At 50.8% G+C, this 17,118-nt stretch carries 12 protein-coding genes; 7 read left to right on the plus strand and 5 right to left on the minus strand.

Going from position 1 to position 17,118, the window contains the following annotated elements:
• Window positions 1-206 precede the first annotated feature (206 nt).
• Together FN808_RS06940 and FN808_RS06945 are read left to right on the plus strand one after the other, a co-directional pair.
• Window positions 207-2,723: a zinc-dependent metalloprotease gene (locus tag FN808_RS06940; RefSeq protein WP_246068295.1), complete on the plus strand. Its 2,517-nt coding sequence runs from the start codon at window positions 207-209 to the stop codon at window positions 2,721-2,723.
• A 147-nt stretch (window positions 2,724-2,870) separates the two neighbouring features.
• Window positions 2,871-3,941 carry a copper resistance protein NlpE N-terminal domain-containing protein gene (locus FN808_RS06945; protein ID WP_142713838.1) on the plus strand — a complete coding sequence of 357 codons (1,071 nt, stop codon included), beginning with the start codon at window positions 2,871-2,873 and terminating at the stop codon, window positions 3,939-3,941.
• 9 nt (window positions 3,942-3,950) lie between these two features.
• Here the strand turns inward: FN808_RS06945 and FN808_RS06950 are convergent, their stop codons facing one another.
• On the minus strand, window positions 3,951-5,099 hold the full coding sequence (locus FN808_RS06950) for an aminotransferase class V-fold PLP-dependent enzyme (RefSeq protein ID WP_142713839.1): 1,149 nt from the start codon (window positions 5,097-5,099) through the stop codon (window positions 3,951-3,953).
• A 72-nt stretch (window positions 5,100-5,171) separates the two neighbouring features.
• Entirely contained in the window at window positions 5,172-5,843 is a 672-nt protein-coding gene (locus FN808_RS06955) for a WbqC family protein (RefSeq protein ID WP_142713840.1), read from the minus strand.
• A gap of 177 nt (window positions 5,844-6,020) precedes the next feature.
• Between FN808_RS06955 and gltX the strand changes: the two genes are divergently transcribed.
• Both gltX and FN808_RS06965 read left to right on the plus strand, forming a co-directional pair.
• The gene (gltX, locus tag FN808_RS06960) at window positions 6,021-7,508 is read left to right on the plus strand and encodes a glutamate--tRNA ligase (protein WP_142713841.1); all 1,488 of its coding nucleotides are present in this window, start codon (window positions 6,021-6,023) and stop codon (window positions 7,506-7,508) included.
• A gap of 180 nt (window positions 7,509-7,688) precedes the next feature.
• Window positions 7,689-9,380, plus strand: coding sequence for a Na+/H+ antiporter NhaC family protein (locus FN808_RS06965; protein WP_185958287.1), 1,692 nt, complete (start codon window positions 7,689-7,691; stop codon window positions 9,378-9,380).
• Window positions 9,381-9,424: 44 nt separating this feature from the next.
• On the opposite strand, the gene FN808_RS06970 is transcribed toward FN808_RS06965, so the two are convergent.
• The gene (locus tag FN808_RS06970) at window positions 9,425-10,201 is read right to left on the minus strand and encodes an NRDE family protein (RefSeq protein WP_142713843.1); all 777 of its coding nucleotides are present in this window, start codon (window positions 10,199-10,201) and stop codon (window positions 9,425-9,427) included.
• 145 nt (window positions 10,202-10,346) lie between these two features.
• Between FN808_RS06970 and FN808_RS06975 the strand changes: the two genes are divergently transcribed.
• The 3 genes from FN808_RS06975 (at window position 10,347) to FN808_RS06985 (ending at window position 14,251) form a co-directional block, all read left to right on the plus strand.
• Window positions 10,347-12,992 (plus strand): PP2C family protein-serine/threonine phosphatase, encoded by a 2,646-nt coding sequence (locus FN808_RS06975; RefSeq protein ID WP_142713844.1) that lies wholly within the window; start codon window positions 10,347-10,349, stop codon window positions 12,990-12,992.
• A gap of 28 nt (window positions 12,993-13,020) precedes the next feature.
• A complete protein-coding gene (locus FN808_RS06980; protein WP_142713845.1) occupies window positions 13,021-13,518 on the plus strand; it encodes a thioredoxin family protein in 498 nt (165 codons plus the stop codon).
• 76 nt (window positions 13,519-13,594) lie between these two features.
• Entirely contained in the window at window positions 13,595-14,251 is a 657-nt protein-coding gene (locus FN808_RS06985) for a metal-dependent transcriptional regulator (RefSeq protein ID WP_142713846.1), read from the plus strand.
• A gap of 9 nt (window positions 14,252-14,260) precedes the next feature.
• Here the strand turns inward: FN808_RS06985 and FN808_RS06990 are convergent, their stop codons facing one another.
• Window positions 14,261-14,761: a thioredoxin family protein gene (locus tag FN808_RS06990; RefSeq protein WP_185958288.1), complete on the minus strand. Its 501-nt coding sequence runs from the start codon at window positions 14,759-14,761 to the stop codon at window positions 14,261-14,263.
• Between the two features lie 30 nt (window positions 14,762-14,791).
• Window positions 14,792-17,026 (minus strand): TonB-dependent receptor, encoded by a 2,235-nt coding sequence (locus tag FN808_RS06995; RefSeq protein ID WP_142713848.1) that lies wholly within the window; start codon window positions 17,024-17,026, stop codon window positions 14,792-14,794.
• Window positions 17,027-17,118: the final 92 nt, after the last annotated feature.

Here is a 17,118-nt window from a genome sequence, read left to right on the forward strand (position 1 = left end):
TAATAAAGCTGATACAATTTGACTAATTCTTACTCCAGAGCATCACGAACCGCAAAGGGACGGTCTGCCTTTGCCGCCAGATAACATATATTGGCCAACGATTAGAAAAAATACAAATTATATTTTTTTACATCTATGTTCATTGTTATGCTTGAATCATTCCGTTACAAGCGCAACCTTTGGTAAGCTAAAAACAACCCCAGATAATGCGATACGCTGATATGATTTTTTCGAATTTGACAGATAATAAAAGAGCGGTTTCAGTGCTGTTGATGGTATTGCTGTTGGCAGGGTGTACGTCCACACGGAAAACCGCCCAGCAGCCGGCTTCATCCAAGCAGGCCGACAAAAGTGAATACGAGGCCTACGACAAAGTGATAACTGATGAGGCCGAGAGTGATGAAGGCCTCTTCAAGGTCCACAAGGTTGACGGCAAATATTACTACGAAATACCCGACAGTCTGCTGGGACAGGAGATGCTGCTGGTAAGCCGCATCGCGGGAACGCAGAATGATCTGAGTTTTGGCGGGGCGGGCATGAAGGCTCGTTCGCAGCAGGTAGTGCGGTGGCAAAGGAAAAATGGCAACATCCTGCTTCGACACGTTTCACACGAAAGCATTGCCGATGAGGACCATCCCATCTACCGGTCGGTGCAGAATAATAATTTTGAACCAGTGGTTCACAGCTTTGAGATTGAAACGATCGGGAAAGATACGGTTTCCCGGACCCGTGTTATCGATGTGACGGATTTCTATACCTCTGATGTACAGCTTATAAGCGGGTTGAGCAAGGCACAGCGCAAGCAGTTCCAGGTACGACGCCTGGATGGCAGCCGCAGCTTCATCGACAGCATTCGGTCTTACCCGGAAAATATTGAAACGCGTCATATCCTGACGTATGATTCCAATAACCCCCCGGCTGATGCTGCAACGGGAACCATATCGCTTGAAATGAACCAGTCGATGATCCTCCTGCCGGACGAAAAAATGGAAAAGCGGACGGTTGATAATCGCGTGGGCTATTTCTCGATTGACCAGGTGGAATATGGAGGTGAACGGCACAGGGCCGACCAGCAACAGTTTGTTACGCGCTACAAACTGGTACCCAAAGACAGGGAAGCCTATCTGGACGGCCAGCTGGTGGAACCCGTCGAGCCTATTGTATACTATATTGATCCGGCGACACCCAGAAAATGGCGGCCGTATATCAAACAGGGGGTTGAAGACTGGCAGAAAGCCTTTGAGGCGGCCGGGTTCAAGAATGCGATTATTGCAAAAGATCCACCTTCTGAAGAAGAAAACCCTGAATTTTCGCCGGAAGACGTACGCTATTCGGTCATCCGGTACATCGCCAATGATATTCCAAACGCGATGGGACCGCATGTACACGATCCCCGAACGGGGCAGATCCTGGAAAGCGATATTCTCTGGTACCACAACGTGATGAACCTGCTGCGCAACTGGTACTTTGTTCAGACGGCAGCAGCCAATCCCAAGGCCCGGTCCATACAGTTTGAGGATGAAGTGATGGGTGAGCTCGTCCGGTTTGTTTCCTCCCACGAGGTGGGACATACCCTCGGGCTGCCGCATAACTGGGGATCCAGCTATGCCTATCCCGTCGACTCGCTGCGTTCGCCCTCGTTCACGGCCCGGCACGGGACGGCCCCCTCCATCATGGACTACGCCCGTTTTAACTATATCGCCCAGCCCGGAGACGGGGTGGAAAATTTTCACCCCGCCATCGGGGCGTATGACGAATGGTCGATCAAGTGGGGTTATACCTGGTTTCCAGAGACCATGAGCCGTGAAGAGCGGGAGGCCACACTCCATGAGTGGACCCGCCAGCGGGCTGATGATCCGGTATACTTTTATGGCCGGCAGACAGGAAGTAAAATTGATCCCCGCTCGCAGAACGAAGATCTCGGGAACGATGCCATGGAGGCGAGCAGGCTGGGTTTAGCCAACCTGGAACGAATTACCGACCGGCTGATAGCATGGACCGAGCGTGAAGGGGCTGATTTCGAGGAGCTGGAAGAACTTTATAACAACATTATCGGGCAATGGAGCCGCTATATGGGACATGTGACCAAGAACGTGGGCGGTGTCTATGAAAATTATAAAACCTATAGCCAGGAAGGACCCGTCTACGAACCGGTGCCCCGGGAGATCCAGGAGCGAGCGGTTGATTTTCTGTCAGAACGTGCCTTCGTGGTGGCAGACTGGATGCTGAACAGGGACGTTTTGAGCCGGATCAACCAGTCGACAGTAGTAAATAATATGCGAAATGCCCAGGTGCGGGTGCTCAATGATTTGACGAATCCCCAGCGTATTGCCCGCCTCATTGAATTTGAGGCCCGGAGCACAGCCGATACCTATGATGCCCTTGAGATGATGGACGATGTTCGGGAGGGAATCTGGAGCGAGCTCAGAGATGGTCAGTCCATCGGGGTCTACCGCCGGAACCTGCAGCGCGCCTACATCGAACGTATGGAGTACCTGATGAATGAAGAATTGCCGAACATATCTTCTCCCATGAAAGAATATTACGGGTGGACGGATGTTGACGTCAGTCAGTCGGATATTCGTCCCATTGTCCGCGACCAGCTTGAGATCCTGCTGGATGATATACGCCGGTCGGAGGGGCGTTCGGGCGATCGGGCAACGGAAGTTCACCTGTCGGATGCCCGGGTCCGTATCGATAATATTCTGGATCCCGGGGAGTAATGACCCCGTACTTGTGGGACTGGTCTAAGGCCCCGGCTTCTACAGGGCTTTTGGAGTGGCCATACGGCAAAAAGGGGTTGACGGGAACAGGTTGTATGTAAAAGGTTATATCAATTAAGTTGATGGCAAGTGGACCAGAGGTATATAATGGAAAAAATTATAGCTGTATTACTGGTTGGTGTCTTTATCGGGGCCTGCAGCGATGAGCGCAGATCTTCTGCTCCGCCAACGGAGATTGCGGGGACTACCTACAGTGGAATTATTCCCTGTGCTGATTGTGAAGGGATTCTCTATGAGCTTGCTCTGCATGAAGATCAGCACTATGAATCCAGTTCCATTTATCTAGGCAAAAGCAGCCGGCCGTTTACAGAAACCGGTTCCTATGCGATTCGTGACGACTCGATTCTGGTGTTGGAAGAGAGGTCAGGCGGCGAGAGGTATTTTATGATTGATGACAGTACACTGGTGATGCGCGATCGCAACAAGGAAAAGATAACCGGATCGCTGGCCGCTCGTTATATTCTGAATCGCGGAGACAGGCCGATGGCTGGTGAAACTGGGCAGTGGGATGAACTTCGTGAACAGGGCATCGACTTCCGGGCGGCCGGAAATGAACCATTTTGGAATCTGGAAATAGATTTTGACAAGCTGATGCGCTTTAAGGCTCTGGATGGTGATGCGGTAGAAACCTCGGCGCCGGAGATGAAGAAGGATACCGCCAGCCGGGCTCGGCTGCTGATGGCTGAGACCGGACAAGGCATCTGGAAAGTCGCCCTCTATCCGGTGGGATGTCTCGATAGCATGTCGGGCAAGTACTTTTCGCACCGCGTAGTTGTAACATCCGGTGCCGATACGTTCCGGGGATGCGGGGAGTTTATCAATGATCGCTATCGCCTGCATGATTTCTGGATATTGCATTCGTTTGACGGGGAGGAAATTGCACATCAGCAACAGCCGGTCCTCAGTTTCAATCTGGTCGACAGCCGGGTGCAGGGCAACAGCGGTTGCAATCAGCTGATCGGAGAAATCATCGCAGACGGAGAACAGCTCTCCCTCGGCCGGCTTGTCAGTACTAAGATGGCCTGTTCGGATTCCATGAAATTGGAAACGGCATTTTTGGATGCGCTGTCCCGGACTGACAGTTACAAGGTCAGCAGGGGAGAACTGTTGCTCTTGCAGGATAACGACACGCTTATGGTACTGCACCGGGCTGAGTGAAGAAGGCCGCTACAGGTCCGTGAGAACGTCCAGCAATGCCTGAAGATCTTCGTGGTCGTTATACACGTTGGGAGATATTCGAAGGGCCGATCCGCGCAGTGACAGGTGAATGTTTTCCTGGACAAGCCGTTGATTAAGTTCCGCCGGGTCAATATGTGCCGGGAACCGGATGCCAAACAGATGATGCGCCCGCCATGCCGGTTCCTCAATTTGATAACCGTACGGTCGTAATTCCCGGACGAGTTCCCCGGTCAATTTCTTACAGTAGGCCTGGATATTTGAGATTCCCCACTGCCTGAGTTGGCGCAATGCTTCAATCATCATGGGAACAAGGATAAAATTACTGCGCTCTCCCACATCAAATCGGATGGCTCCGGGCTGATACCGGTCGCTGTAGTTTACCAAACCTGAAAAGTCTTCACTGTTTTCACGCTCGATCCATCCTTCTTCAATAGGGATCCCGTTGATGAACTTTTCGCCAAAATATCCCAATGCGATGGAGTAGGGCCCCAGCAGCCATTTATAGCCGGAGCAGATAACGGCATCGGGCCTGATGCTTTGCACGTCAAGGGGAAGGGCGCCAACGGACTGTGTGCCATCGATCACAAAATAAGCATCAGCTTCATGCGCCCGTGCTCCAATCTTTTCCAGATGAAAGAGTGTCCCGTCAGCCCAGTGCACATTTCCAAGGGCAACCAGCAGGGAACTGGCATCAATGGCATCGAGAATCCGTTCATTCCACTTTTCTCCTCTGCCTTCCGGGGCGGTCGGAGCTTCAATAATGTTCAGCTGGCAGTCATGGCGGGCACAAAACTGTCGCCATGGATAAACGTTGCTGGGAAACTGTTCGCCAGCGATGACAATAGAAGTTCCTTTACGGTGGTCCAGATTCCCTGCAACAGTGGATAAACCATAGGAGGTGGAAGGAAGTATGGCAATATTTTCGGCCTTTGGGGTATGGATTAAATGCGCAAAAAGATCTCTGAGCTGATGGCTCTCCTCAAAAAAATGATCGGGGCTTATTTCCCAGGGGCGGCGCTTCCTTTGAATTCCCGCTATGCCGGCGGTTTCCACCGTTTTCAGGAGCGGGGCCATATAGGCGCAGTTGACGTAATGGTGATCGTCGGGCAGAGAAAAACGTTGTTTTTGGCACTCCATCTGATATCTCGAAAAAGTAAGCCTTACATTATCATGCAGGGATTTCTCCTGGTAACATTAAGGGTTCCCCCTTTAATCTTCAAGCGTCAACTGGTCGGTTATGCGGAAACTTTCCGGTCCCAGTTGAAAAAGAACATCAAAGAGGGAGCACCAGGGCTCAAACTGTTCGAAATGCTGGTGATAGCGTGGATGGCAAAAGGTCGGTTCTGCCTTGTTTTCGGCCTGGCGCAGGTAATGGCGGCTGTCATATTCCTGGTACAGCAGGTCGGCCCCTACACGTTTGGCAAAGCGGTCGGGGTCGGAGGTGTACCCGGGGAGGGTGCTGGCCATTTCGTACTGCAGCCTTATATCCATAAAGCGGAGCAGCCTCCGCTGCATGTGCATGACAAAAGGCATCAGGCGGGTATACTGGCGGGCTGATTCCAGGTCGGCTTTTATTTCAGGTTGATAGAAATCGTAATAAATGCTGTTGCTGTAGTTGTATTTGAGGGTACGCAGCAGCGGTGAAATCCAGTCCGCGGAGTGGTTGATTCGAACTTCTCGAATGGGTTTTTTCCGGTCTTCCGTCCGAACGGGAATGTTGATCCACTGGGTACCACTGGGCACGCGGATTCGGGCGCGATGCACCCGGCTTTTGCGCGACCACTGTTCGGTGTCCTGCAGAACGATACGGTCGGCCTGCTGCATGATGGCAAGATCATAGAGGTTGGGCGCCAGCTGTGGTGATAGAAGTGCCAGTGTCATCGGGTTCGTTTATTTGAAAGAAGCTTTCAGGCTCTGCGGTAGACCAATGATAGGTTTTTTAAAGACCCGGAGCAACGGTCGTAAAATATTAGTGAGACAATCATTAACATTAATGCTGAAGAAGCATTATTTTTAACCACGCCAAAAAGGAATTCAAAAATAATTTATATAGTATATATGGAAGGTTCTGTACGTGTACGATTCGCACCGTCACCCACCGGTCTGTTGCACATTGGTGGACTGCGCACGGCATTATATAACTATCTGTTTGCCAAAGGACATGAGGATGGGGTCTTTGTACTCCGGATTGAAGATACCGATCAGACCCGTTACGTAGAGGGGGCCGAGGAAGATATCATCAACTCCCTGGTTTGGACGGGCATGGACTTTGACGAGGGGCCCGGAAAGCCGGGCGGGGTGGGTCCCTATCGACAGAGCGAACGTAAGGATATCTATGAAGAATATGCGGAGCAGCTTGTAGAGCAGGGGCAGGCCTATTATGCCTTTGACACCCCGGAGGAGCTGAATGATATGCGCGAGCGTCTGAAAAAATCCGGCAATCCTTCTCCCAAGTACGATGCCATTACCCGTATGTCGATGAAGAACAGTCTCACCCTTCCCCAGGAAGAGGTGGATCGCATGCTGAAGGACGGCGATGATTATGTGATTCGGCTGAAAGTGCCGCGGCGCGAGACCATCCGATTTGAGGATGAAATTCGGGGCTTTGTCTCTTTTGAAAGCAAAGGGCTTGACGACCAGGTGCTGCTGAAGTCGGACGGCATGCCGACCTATCACCTGGCTAATGTGGTGGATGACCACCTGATGGGAATCACCCATGTGATACGGGGCGAGGAATGGCTCAGCAGCGCTCCCAAACACATCCTGATGTATGAATATTTTAACTGGGAACCGCCCCGCATGGCCCACCTGCCGCTCATCATGTCGCCCAGCGGCGGTAAACTTTCCAAGCGCAAGGCTGAAAGTGAGGGTATTCCCATCAATACGCGGGATTATATCGACCAGAAGTTTGAACCCGAAGCGCTGGTCAATTTCCTGGCCTACCTCGGATGGAGCCCGGGCGACGACAGTGAGGTCCACACAATGGATGAGCTTGTCGACCTGTTTTCGCTGGACCGCGTGAGCAAGGGCGGGGCGGTGTTCGACTACAAGAAGCTGATTTGGTACAATGAACATTACCTGCGGGACAAACCGGCTGAGAAGCTGTGGCCGCGGGTCAGGGAGATCGCCGGCGAGCACGGTCTCGAGCCCGATGAAGAATATATGAAGCAGATTATCGAGCTGATGAAAGACCGGGTCAGCAAGATCGAGGATTTTGTGACCATGGGGCGCTTTTTCTTCGATGATCCGGAGGAATATGAGGAAAAAGCGGTTAAGAAGTGGAAAGACAACAGCGGGGAACTGCTGCAGGCCTATGTCGATAAAATTGATGAGCTCGACGAGGAGGACTTTGAGGCCAAGACCCTGAAGAATAAGATCAAGGAAGTTATCAAGGCCCATGATGTTGGCTTTGGTCCACTGATGATGCCACTTCGGGTGGCTGTTTCGGGTATGGGATATGGCCCCGACCTGACGCCCACAATCGAATTACTGGGCAAGGAGACAACCATTCGCCGCATCCACAGGGCCATCGAGAAGCTGGGTTGATTGTGGAGTCTTGGTTTCACAGAACCCAACAGGTTGCTTCAATCTGTTGGGTTTTTCTCTGTGATCGGGCGGATGCCAAAATATGGCAAATACGCATACAGATTGTATCTTCCTGCATATCAAAATGACTAGCTCTAAACTAATGACGGAGGCGATTAAATGAAGCGAAAGCTCCTCGCAATGGCAGCTGTTTGTAGCATTGTTTTTCTATTTGTTGGCGTAGGGTATGCATTTCCCGGGGAATCAGCCGGGGGGGCGGGAGTCACCGGATCCTGGCTCAGCATACTGCCTCCACTGGTGGCCATAGGCATAGCCTTGTTATTTCGGCAGGTTCTCTTTGCCTTGTTCCTGGGGATATGGTGTGGTGCCTTTTTGATCGGGGATCTCTCATTTTCCGGGGTCTTTACCAGCTTCTTCACCACGCTCAGCGGCTATATTGTTCCGGCAACAGCCGATGTAAGCCATATGAGTATTATTGTTTTCACCTTGCTGATTGGCGGGATGGTGGGAATTATTACCGACAACGGAGGCACCCGGGGCGTAATTCAAAACATTACCCGGTATGTCAGGACCAAAGTGCATGGTCAGCTGGTGACGTCCCTGATGGGTTTTATTGTTTTTTTTGATGATTATGCCAATACCATGGTGGTCGGCAATACAATGCGGCCGTTGACGGATAAGCTTCGAATTTCTCGTGCCAAGCTGGCCTACCTGGTGGATGCCACTGCTGCTCCTGTTGCCACTATAGCCCTTGTCAGTACCTGGATTGGGGCCATGGTGGGCTTCATAGCTGATGCTGAGGAGAAAATGCCCAAATTTAATGAATCAGCCTACGCCGTTTTTATCAACTCGCTGCCGTATAACTTTTATGCTTTTTTCACCATTTTCTTTGTGCTGCTGATTGCCTGGTCGGGGCGCGATTTCGCAACGATGCTCAAGGCGCGCATCAAGCTCTATAAAGCCAAACACGATCCTACGCTGGACACCTACAACCTCTGGAAGGACAAAATTGAGGATGATGAAAAGAAGAAGACCGTATCGCACTGGAGCAATGCGGCTGTTCCCATTGGCACGCTTATTCTGGGTACTGTCGCCGGTTTGCTTGTTACAGGAGAGGGAGGTACGGTCCAGTCTATTATCGAAACTGCAGACTCCTACAAAGCCTTGCTTTGGGGCTCGCTCCTTTCCATTGTTGTAGCCATAGTGATGACGCTCGCCAGGCGACTATTATCCGTTGATGAGCTGCTCGAGGGGATGATGGAGGGGATGCACACGATGTTCGACGGCCTGCTTATCCTGGTGATGGCGTGGGCCCTCAGCGCCATCACGGTTGAATTGGGCACCGCAGACTATCTGATGTCTGTCTTTGGAGATACACTTAACCCGTTCTGGCTGCCCGCCCTGGTCCTGGTACTGTCCGCACTGACATCTTTCGCTACAGGATCCAGCTGGGGTACAATGGGGATCCTGATGCCCCTGGTGGTCCCACTGGCCTGGGAAATAGGTAACAACAGCGGTTTGCCGTTTGAGATGACTCATGAAATCATCTATGCAAGTGTAAGTGCCGTTCTGGGGGGCTCGGTATGGGGTGATCACTGTTCTCCCATCTCCGATACGACCATTCTGAGTTCTATTGCCACCCAGTGCGATCATGTGGAGCATGTAAATACGCAGCTGCCCTATGCGATGATTGTGGGCGGTATCAGTATCTCAGGCATGGCGGGCATACTTGTTTTTGGTATCCCCTGGTGGATAATCTATCCGCTGGGAATTGCAGTCATTGCAGGCATTATCTACAGGTTTGGCGAAGTCCCGGACCCGGAGGAGTACACACCGGAGGGGAAGGAGGCGGCAATGACATCGCTGGATTAAAAGAAAGAAATTAATGCGGGCAGCCGGCTGATCCAACCGCTTTCCTAAGGGGTCGGCAGAAGGGGAAATTCATAATGGTTTTCTTCGGTAATTTCCTGGGTTCCTGCTTTAAACCGGCGTTCCCTGAACGTCACTTGGTGGTTTTTATCAATGAGCAACAGCGTTGAGCAGCGGGTGCCGTAATCCTCTCCTTTGATGAAAACGGGAGAAACCTTTTTTTCTATTTCTTGCGGGATGCCTGTATCCGGCAGCTGGCTGTCAGGGGCCTGGGCATCATCGTATAGAAGCTCAAACAGAGCTTCTTCAGAAAAGTACGGCTGCTTGAGAAGCTGTTCCAGGCGTTCCTTGGATCGGTTGACCTTTGGCCATGGCTTATCCAGCAGGTGATTGCTGAGACCGTAAATGCCGGATGACAGCTGACGAATTTCCTGCTGCTGGTTGGAGTAGTAATACAATTTTTCGGGCGTTCCTGCCAGGAGGTTGAAGCCCATGTACCGGTCGGCTTTCTGGTGGACATCACTGAGATAATCACCGGGTGGACGAGTCTTTTTCAGATAATCCAGGACCAGGTGACCACGGCTGGGCGGGTGTGCTTTTGAAATACCCGGATCCCTGAAATTTGTGACCGCGGAAAACCGCCCGGTGCGGCTGATGCCCATCCACGTACCGCCGGCCTCCAGATCTTTTCCGGCCAGGATATCATGGTGGTTGTCCCAGAATCGGGCAGCACGGGTTGGCCGCTGGTGGTGTTCATCGCGGTTGGCCGCAAGGACCAGCGGGTATTCGGGATGATGGTTATATGCAAATGCAATGAGACACATACAGATAAAAATAATCATTCAAATTTAACGGGGCCACTAAGCTTTCATATTAACAATGATTGGTAAATATTAATTCTCAAAACATTTTCACATATTCTACGTGAAAGAGTAAAAATGAATACGTAACCTTTTTAGTACTCTTTAGGTGAATATTACAGGCCGGGAATATATTCTGTTGGTGGTGGGGCTGCTTGCAGCAGTGTGTTTTTTTGTTATCTATCCTTCGCAGGATCCACGCAGTACGATTGAGCTTACCATGGATAAAAGTGAAATCCGGCAAAAAGCTGAACAAAAGCTGGACTCATTCGGTTATGCGGTTCAGCAGTTTGACAGCGATGTATCATTCGGAGTGCGCAGTGAGCTCCTGGATACCCTTCAAGAACGCATAGGGCGGCCGCAGTTGATCAATCAGTTGCGGGAAGGTACGGTTCAAAATATATCGGCCTTTTACTGGGAGGTCACTTTTGATCCCATTACGGATAGCCAGCAGGACGGGACGCACAATGCTGGCAGCGATGAGCCGGAGGAGGGCCCCGGCCGCTTCGAAGAGGGCATCCAAATGCGTTTTGATATGAACGGGGATCTCCTGGAAATGCGTAATTCACAGGCTATCATGCCCCTGGCCATGGTTCATCGGCCTGTGTTGTCCTCTCTTTTTGGTGATGAGCGGGAACAGGCGAAGGAGCAGCTTGCGATGCTGAGTGATTCGGTGATAAGCCGCCAGTTTCTGGTTGAGATGCGACCCCGCCGATCTGAAGCGTACAACCGGCAGGAAACCATGCTTTCACGGCTGGCAAGGAGTCTTGAACAGGAGCGGCCGTTTCGGCTCTATACCGGGGATATCGAGAATATGGCCTCCTATTATTTGTCCCGCACAGGATGGGAACCTTCTGTTTTGCAGGGGGATACCGTCAGGCTGGGCCGGATTGGCAATATCAGTACGGCTACTATTCGCTACGATTGGACCAACCCTCAGCTGCGCCAGCAGCAGTCCATCAGTTTGCGGGTGACCGCTACCGGAGCACTGATTGACATGAATACCTCTTATCAACTCGGTTCGGAAGAAGGAGTTAATTTACAGGAAATCTGGCCCGTATTACGCAATGCCCTCATTTTCCTGTTTTGCCTGGGGGGCATCATTATTTTCTTTTTTCGAATTCGTGCCCGTGCCATCGATACCAAACCTGCACTGATGATTGCAATTCTGGGGGGGACTGCGGCTGCTGTAGCCATGCTGTTGTCGGTAATTCCCCAGGTTGATTTCTTTACGGATCCCAATAACTGGACCACCGCTATTGTGATCCTGATAGGGGTCGGAATCACGGGAGCAGCTGCTTCCCTGGCCTTCTTCGTATTCTCTGCCATCGGGGATTCTATTACCAGGCAGCATTGGCCGGAGAAATTGAATATCTACGATTATTTGAGGCAGGGGATGATTTTTAATAAACCCGTCGGTTATGCCATTATGCGGTCGGTGATCCTGGCCTTTATTATGGTGGGACTCTGGACCGTAATGCTGTGGCTGCTTCCCCATCTATATATCGACATATCTCAAGTCTTCCTGCATGAAAAAGCTGTATGGGCTCCGCTGTATCTGCTGTTGTACAACGGATGGGGTGCGTTGAGTGTGGTACTGGGGATCTTTTTGGTGCTGGGCGGACAGGCTTATGCACAGACCAAGAGCAAAATAACTGCTTCCCTGCTGATGATTTTTGCCTGTATTGTGGTAGCTCCGGTCGTGGGTTCGTACGGTCCGGTTACGCAAGAGCTTATCATGGCCTCAGCCATGGGACTGGCGCTGGTCTTTATCTACCTTGAGTGGGACGCCGTCACCGTGCTGCTGAGCTATTTTCTTTTCCTGGGACTTGTTCGTACCAGCGCGGGCTGGACGGTAGACGGCACATTGGATGGCTACGTATTTCTTTTCTATATGATGGTCATTGGGGGGCTGTTTTTATTTGGAATAGTTGCTGCACTGCAGGGCAGGGAGGAGCAGTCCCTCTCCCGGTTTGTGCCTGAGTACGTAGAGGAACTGGCTCAGGAAGAGCGAATAAAACAGGAGCTCCAGATTGCCCGGGAGGTACAGCAGTCTTTCCTGCCGGTTAAAACGCCCGAATTTGAATACCTAGAGCTGGCAGCCATATGTAAGCCCGCCTACGAAACGGGGGGCGACTATTATGATTTTATACAGCTGGATGATCACCGGGTAGCTGTGACAATAGGTGATGTAAGCGGAAAAGGAATCCAGGCTGCCTTCTATATGACATTCATTAAAGGGATACTACATAGTTTATGCAGGGAGATTGAATCGCCGGCGGAGCTTCTCAAGAAAACCAATCGTCTTTTCTGTGATAATGCGGCCCGCGGTGTATTTATCTCATTGGTATATGGCATTATCGACCTGGAGAAACAGGAATTCTATTTTGCACGAGCCGGGCACAATCCCATCCTGCATGTCAATGCCGCTGCAGGAAGCATCAGGGAGCTGCAGCCGCGGGGACTGGGGATAGGGCTGACCACCGGCAAGCCGTTCGATGATAACATAGAGGAGATGAAGCTCCAGCTCGACAGGGATGACCTGCTGATTCTTTATACCGATGGCATTGTAGAAGCCCTGAATGAAAATCATACCTTCTATGGAACCCACCGGTTTAATAACCTGCTGGGCAGGCAGGGCAATGCGTCCGCAGCAAATATATTAACAGCCATATCCGAAGATGTAAATGCTTATATTGGCAATGCCAAACAGCATGATGATATGACCATGGTGGTGATGAAACTGGTGAAGTGAATAATGAAGACGAACTAATATAATTCCAATGACGGTCCGCAGCGTTTATCTGTTCCTTGTTGTTTTTTTGTTCCACAGTCAGTTGGCGACGGCTCAGACGATCGACTGGATGAGCCTCGAAAAGGCACAGTCATTGGCTGCTGAATCCGGCAAAAAAGTACTGCTGTATTCCGAAGCACAGTGGTGCGGGTATTGCAAAAAGATGAACAAGGAGGTTTTTCCAGAGCAATCGGTAGTGGACAGCCTCCATAAATACTTCTACCCGGTGCGCATCGATATTGAATCAAAGGATGCAGTACTGTTTAATGATGAGCGCTTCACTGAACAGTCACTTGCCCGGGCTTTTCGGGCGATACGGACGCCTACTACAATATTCATTAATTCGGATGGTTCGCTCATAGGAACTCAGCCCGGTTTCCTGCCCGCTGAAATATTTGATAAACTACTGGCATATGTAGGTCGTGATTACCACCGGCGGCTCAGCTTTGAGGAATATCTGGGTAACCAGGGCATTACAATTGATTAAGATATTTTTACTGTAATCGGCTTTTGATATTAATATATTGGCAGAGATATTGAATTAGCGATTATTAACCCCAGTTATGGTACTAAGCCAAGCAATAGAAGATTACCTGAAAACGATTTATACTCTTCAGTCTGAGGGAGACCGAGCTTCTACGACCCAAATTGCCAAATCTCTGGAGGTTTCCTCTGCCTCGGCGACCAATATGATCAAGCGTCTGGCCAAAATGGGGCTGGTCGATTATAAGTCGTACAAAGGATCCCGCCTCACCACATCGGGTCGCAAGATTGCCCTTGAGATTATACGCCATCATCGCCTGTTGGAGCTGTACCTGCTGGAAGTCATGGGCTATTCGTGGGATGAAGTGCATGATGAGGCCGAAAAGCTGGAGCATCATATTTCAGAGCGTTTTGAAGATAAGATTGCAAAGCTCCTGGATGACCCGACCCACGATCCACACGGCGATCCGATTCCGACCAAAGAGGGACTGATGCCTGAGATGGATTCGCAGCCCCTTATTAATGCCGAGGTCAATCAGCAATACATTGTCAGCCGCGTAAAAGATCAGGATCCGGAAGTACTGCGGTATCTCGAGGAGATCGGGCTGCTGCCGGGGGTTAAGATAACAATCAAGGAGAAGGGGCCTTTCAAGGGACCGATAACGCTGTTGGTCGAAAGTGATCAGCAGGTCGTCGGAAACGAGGTAGCCTGCAGTATATTTGTTGCAGAGCTGTAGGAAGGGGAGCTAAAAGCCGTTCTTTTTTTGAAAGGCTTCAAACGACTGGTGGTGATAAGCCTCGGTTGCGATATACGTTAACAGGGGCTTGAGTGTTTTTTTATCCACGAATCCTGTTATATGGAGCAGATAATCCCCTCGAGCGTTAAGAAACACCAGGGTGGGCACTTGTTGTGCTCCGAATTTTTGAGCCAGCCTAAGAGAGGTGATCTTTTGTCCCCGGTAGTGGTGTTCGGCTTCCCGGTTGTCACGATTGATGCGTGTTAGAACGAACTGACCAGACAATTCAACAGTCAGCGCCGGATATACTTCATTTTTCAATTTATGGCACCAGCCGCACCAGGGAGCCCAGACATCCACAAGTACGGGGCGGTTGCTGCTGTCGGCTCTGGCAAGCGCTTCCTCAAAAGGGAGCCATGTCAGTGATTGAGCATGACCGGCGGATGGCTGTATCGAAAGCAGGAGCAGTACAACCAGGCTGCCGGGGAGCATTGTTTTAGCATTGTTCATGAAGGGAAGCATAATTTGGTGACCCGGACGTTATCGCAGATTCAGGCGCATACCAGCGGCAAATGTGCGGCCCACCATTGGACCCCAGCTGTAGATGGTGTCAAATTGTGGACCGAATGGAGCATCGGCACCAACCAACGGACTGCCCTGGGTATAATTGAATAGGTTCTCGACCGAAAGGTATGCTTCAAACCCAAGGCCCCGGGCATTGTTAACGTTCGCGAACTCTCTGGTAAGCTTGATATCGTGGGTGGTATATGCTGGCGACCAGCGATCACGGCCGAAACCTTTAACATAGCTGTCAGGCATGCGTTTCGATCCGACCAGGCTGCCGCTATATCCTATAGACAGCTTAACAGCCTTGATATTGTACGATGCCCCAAAGGCTCCGATATATTTGGGCGCATAGGCCAGGGCCTGCCGCCGGCTGTCTTCCTTGGTAAAAACATTCATGAGCGTAAAGCTGGCGTTATAACTCAGTGGGAAAAGGGTAAAATTTTGATCCAGGTCAACTGAGAAACCACGACTGACGGAAAAGCCATCCAGGTTTTCGTACACAATGAGGTTGGGATCCTGATCATAATCCGGGATAATTTTGTTTGAAAAGCGGGTATAGAAACCGTCTAGCGTTAGTGTCAGTGGATTGGAGTCCAGCCTAAAAATATGTTCCAGGCTCACCGTAATACTATGGGAACGTTCAGGTTCCAAGTTCTCAGAAAAGACTACTTCTCGCGAGCCGGTGAGGGCCGCGTGGTCTTCCGTAAAAACATTTACCACCCTGAAACCGGTGCCTGTGGCCATCCGGAGCGTAGTGTAGGCACCGGGACGATATTTTAGTGACAGTCGCGGGGCGGTGACGAATCCATGTTCGCTGTGATGATCCAGCCGAATCCCGCCCAGCAGTGTGAGAGTCTTCAATGTGACTTCGGCCTGGCTGAATATACCCGGAATGAGACGGCGGTCCGGGCCTCGCGCCGTAGCCGGGGTGTTGTCATTATAATACTCGTAGCGGGCGGTAGCGCCGGCCAGAAGCACCATAAGTTCAGAAAGCGGCTGGGTCCAGGTTGCCTGGCCAAAGGCAATACGCTGGGTTGCAACATACGGGGTGGGCCCGTAATAGCTGTCCTGGTGGTGATGGGTTATTGCACTGCTGATACGAAGATTCTGGTCCAGGCCAGCCGGGAAATAATTCCCCAGCAGTTCAAAACGACGCGTATCGATGGATTCGCCGTAGATCTCATTTGAACCGCGGAGATCGTCGGAATAGGCCCGAACACCCCCTGTTCGATTTTCATCGTAAATTTTTGCCGCCACATTCATCCGCTCGCTGCCATTGGATCCCAGCAGGGTCCCCTTTCCAAAAAAAGAGAACCGTGATCGTTTGGCGGTATCATTGAAGAGATCAGCATTTTTATCCCTGAAGCGCTCCATTCGCAGTATATTGCCGCTGATAAAACTTTTAAATCGATCAGTCTTGGGCGAAGCGGCAAGATTTATATTGGTTTCGGAGGTACTTTTGGCATATACGTCGGAAACCAGTGAGGGAGTGTTTGCAGGATCTTTTGTAATGATATTCACCACGCCTCCGAGGGCCTGCGTACCATAGAGAGTGGACTGCGGTCCCTTGATAACCTCCACCTGGTCGATGATGGATGGACTTATTCCATTCAGCCCATAGACGGAGGCCAGTGCTCCCATGACGGGCATGCCGTCGATCAGTACCGCTGTATTGGGACCTTCAACGCCATTGATCCGTATGGCATTGGTGCCGCAGACACCACAATTCAGCTGGGTGGAAAGACCATTGACCTGATCAATAAGATCCATGATGTTTGAACTCATACGACCCTGTTCCAGCCGACGAGGAGATATGACCGATACTTTGACCGGGGAATCCTTGACAAAGGTTTCTCTCATGGTACCGGTGACAACAACCTCACCAAGCTTTTCTATTTTGGGCTTAAGAGGGATCTGTAACCTCCGTTCTTCGCCGGCCCGGATGGTCACCAGCTGACGATGTGTGTGATACCCTACAGTCGAAACGACCAGGGTATAGGAGCCCGGTTTAATATTATCGATGAGGAAGATGCCGCTGCTGTCAGTGGTAGTTCCTCGCTGGATATTTTGCAGTGCTACATTCACCCCGTTTATGGGAGTTCCATCGTCGATTACAACTCCCCGGATCTCACCGTTTTGCTCCTGGGCTGATAAGGACTGGGGGAAGAATGTCAGGGAGATGAAGAGAATAACAGGTAAAATTGCCATAAGACTAATTATATATTTAGCTTAATCTAAATATAAAGGTATGGCTACTTTATTATTTAGTCAAGGCTAAAATAGATACTAAGGCCCGGGAC

This window comes from Fodinibius sediminis (genome assembly GCF_900182555.1).
GTDB lineage: Bacteria > Bacteroidota > Rhodothermia > Balneolales > Balneolaceae > Fodinibius > Fodinibius sediminis.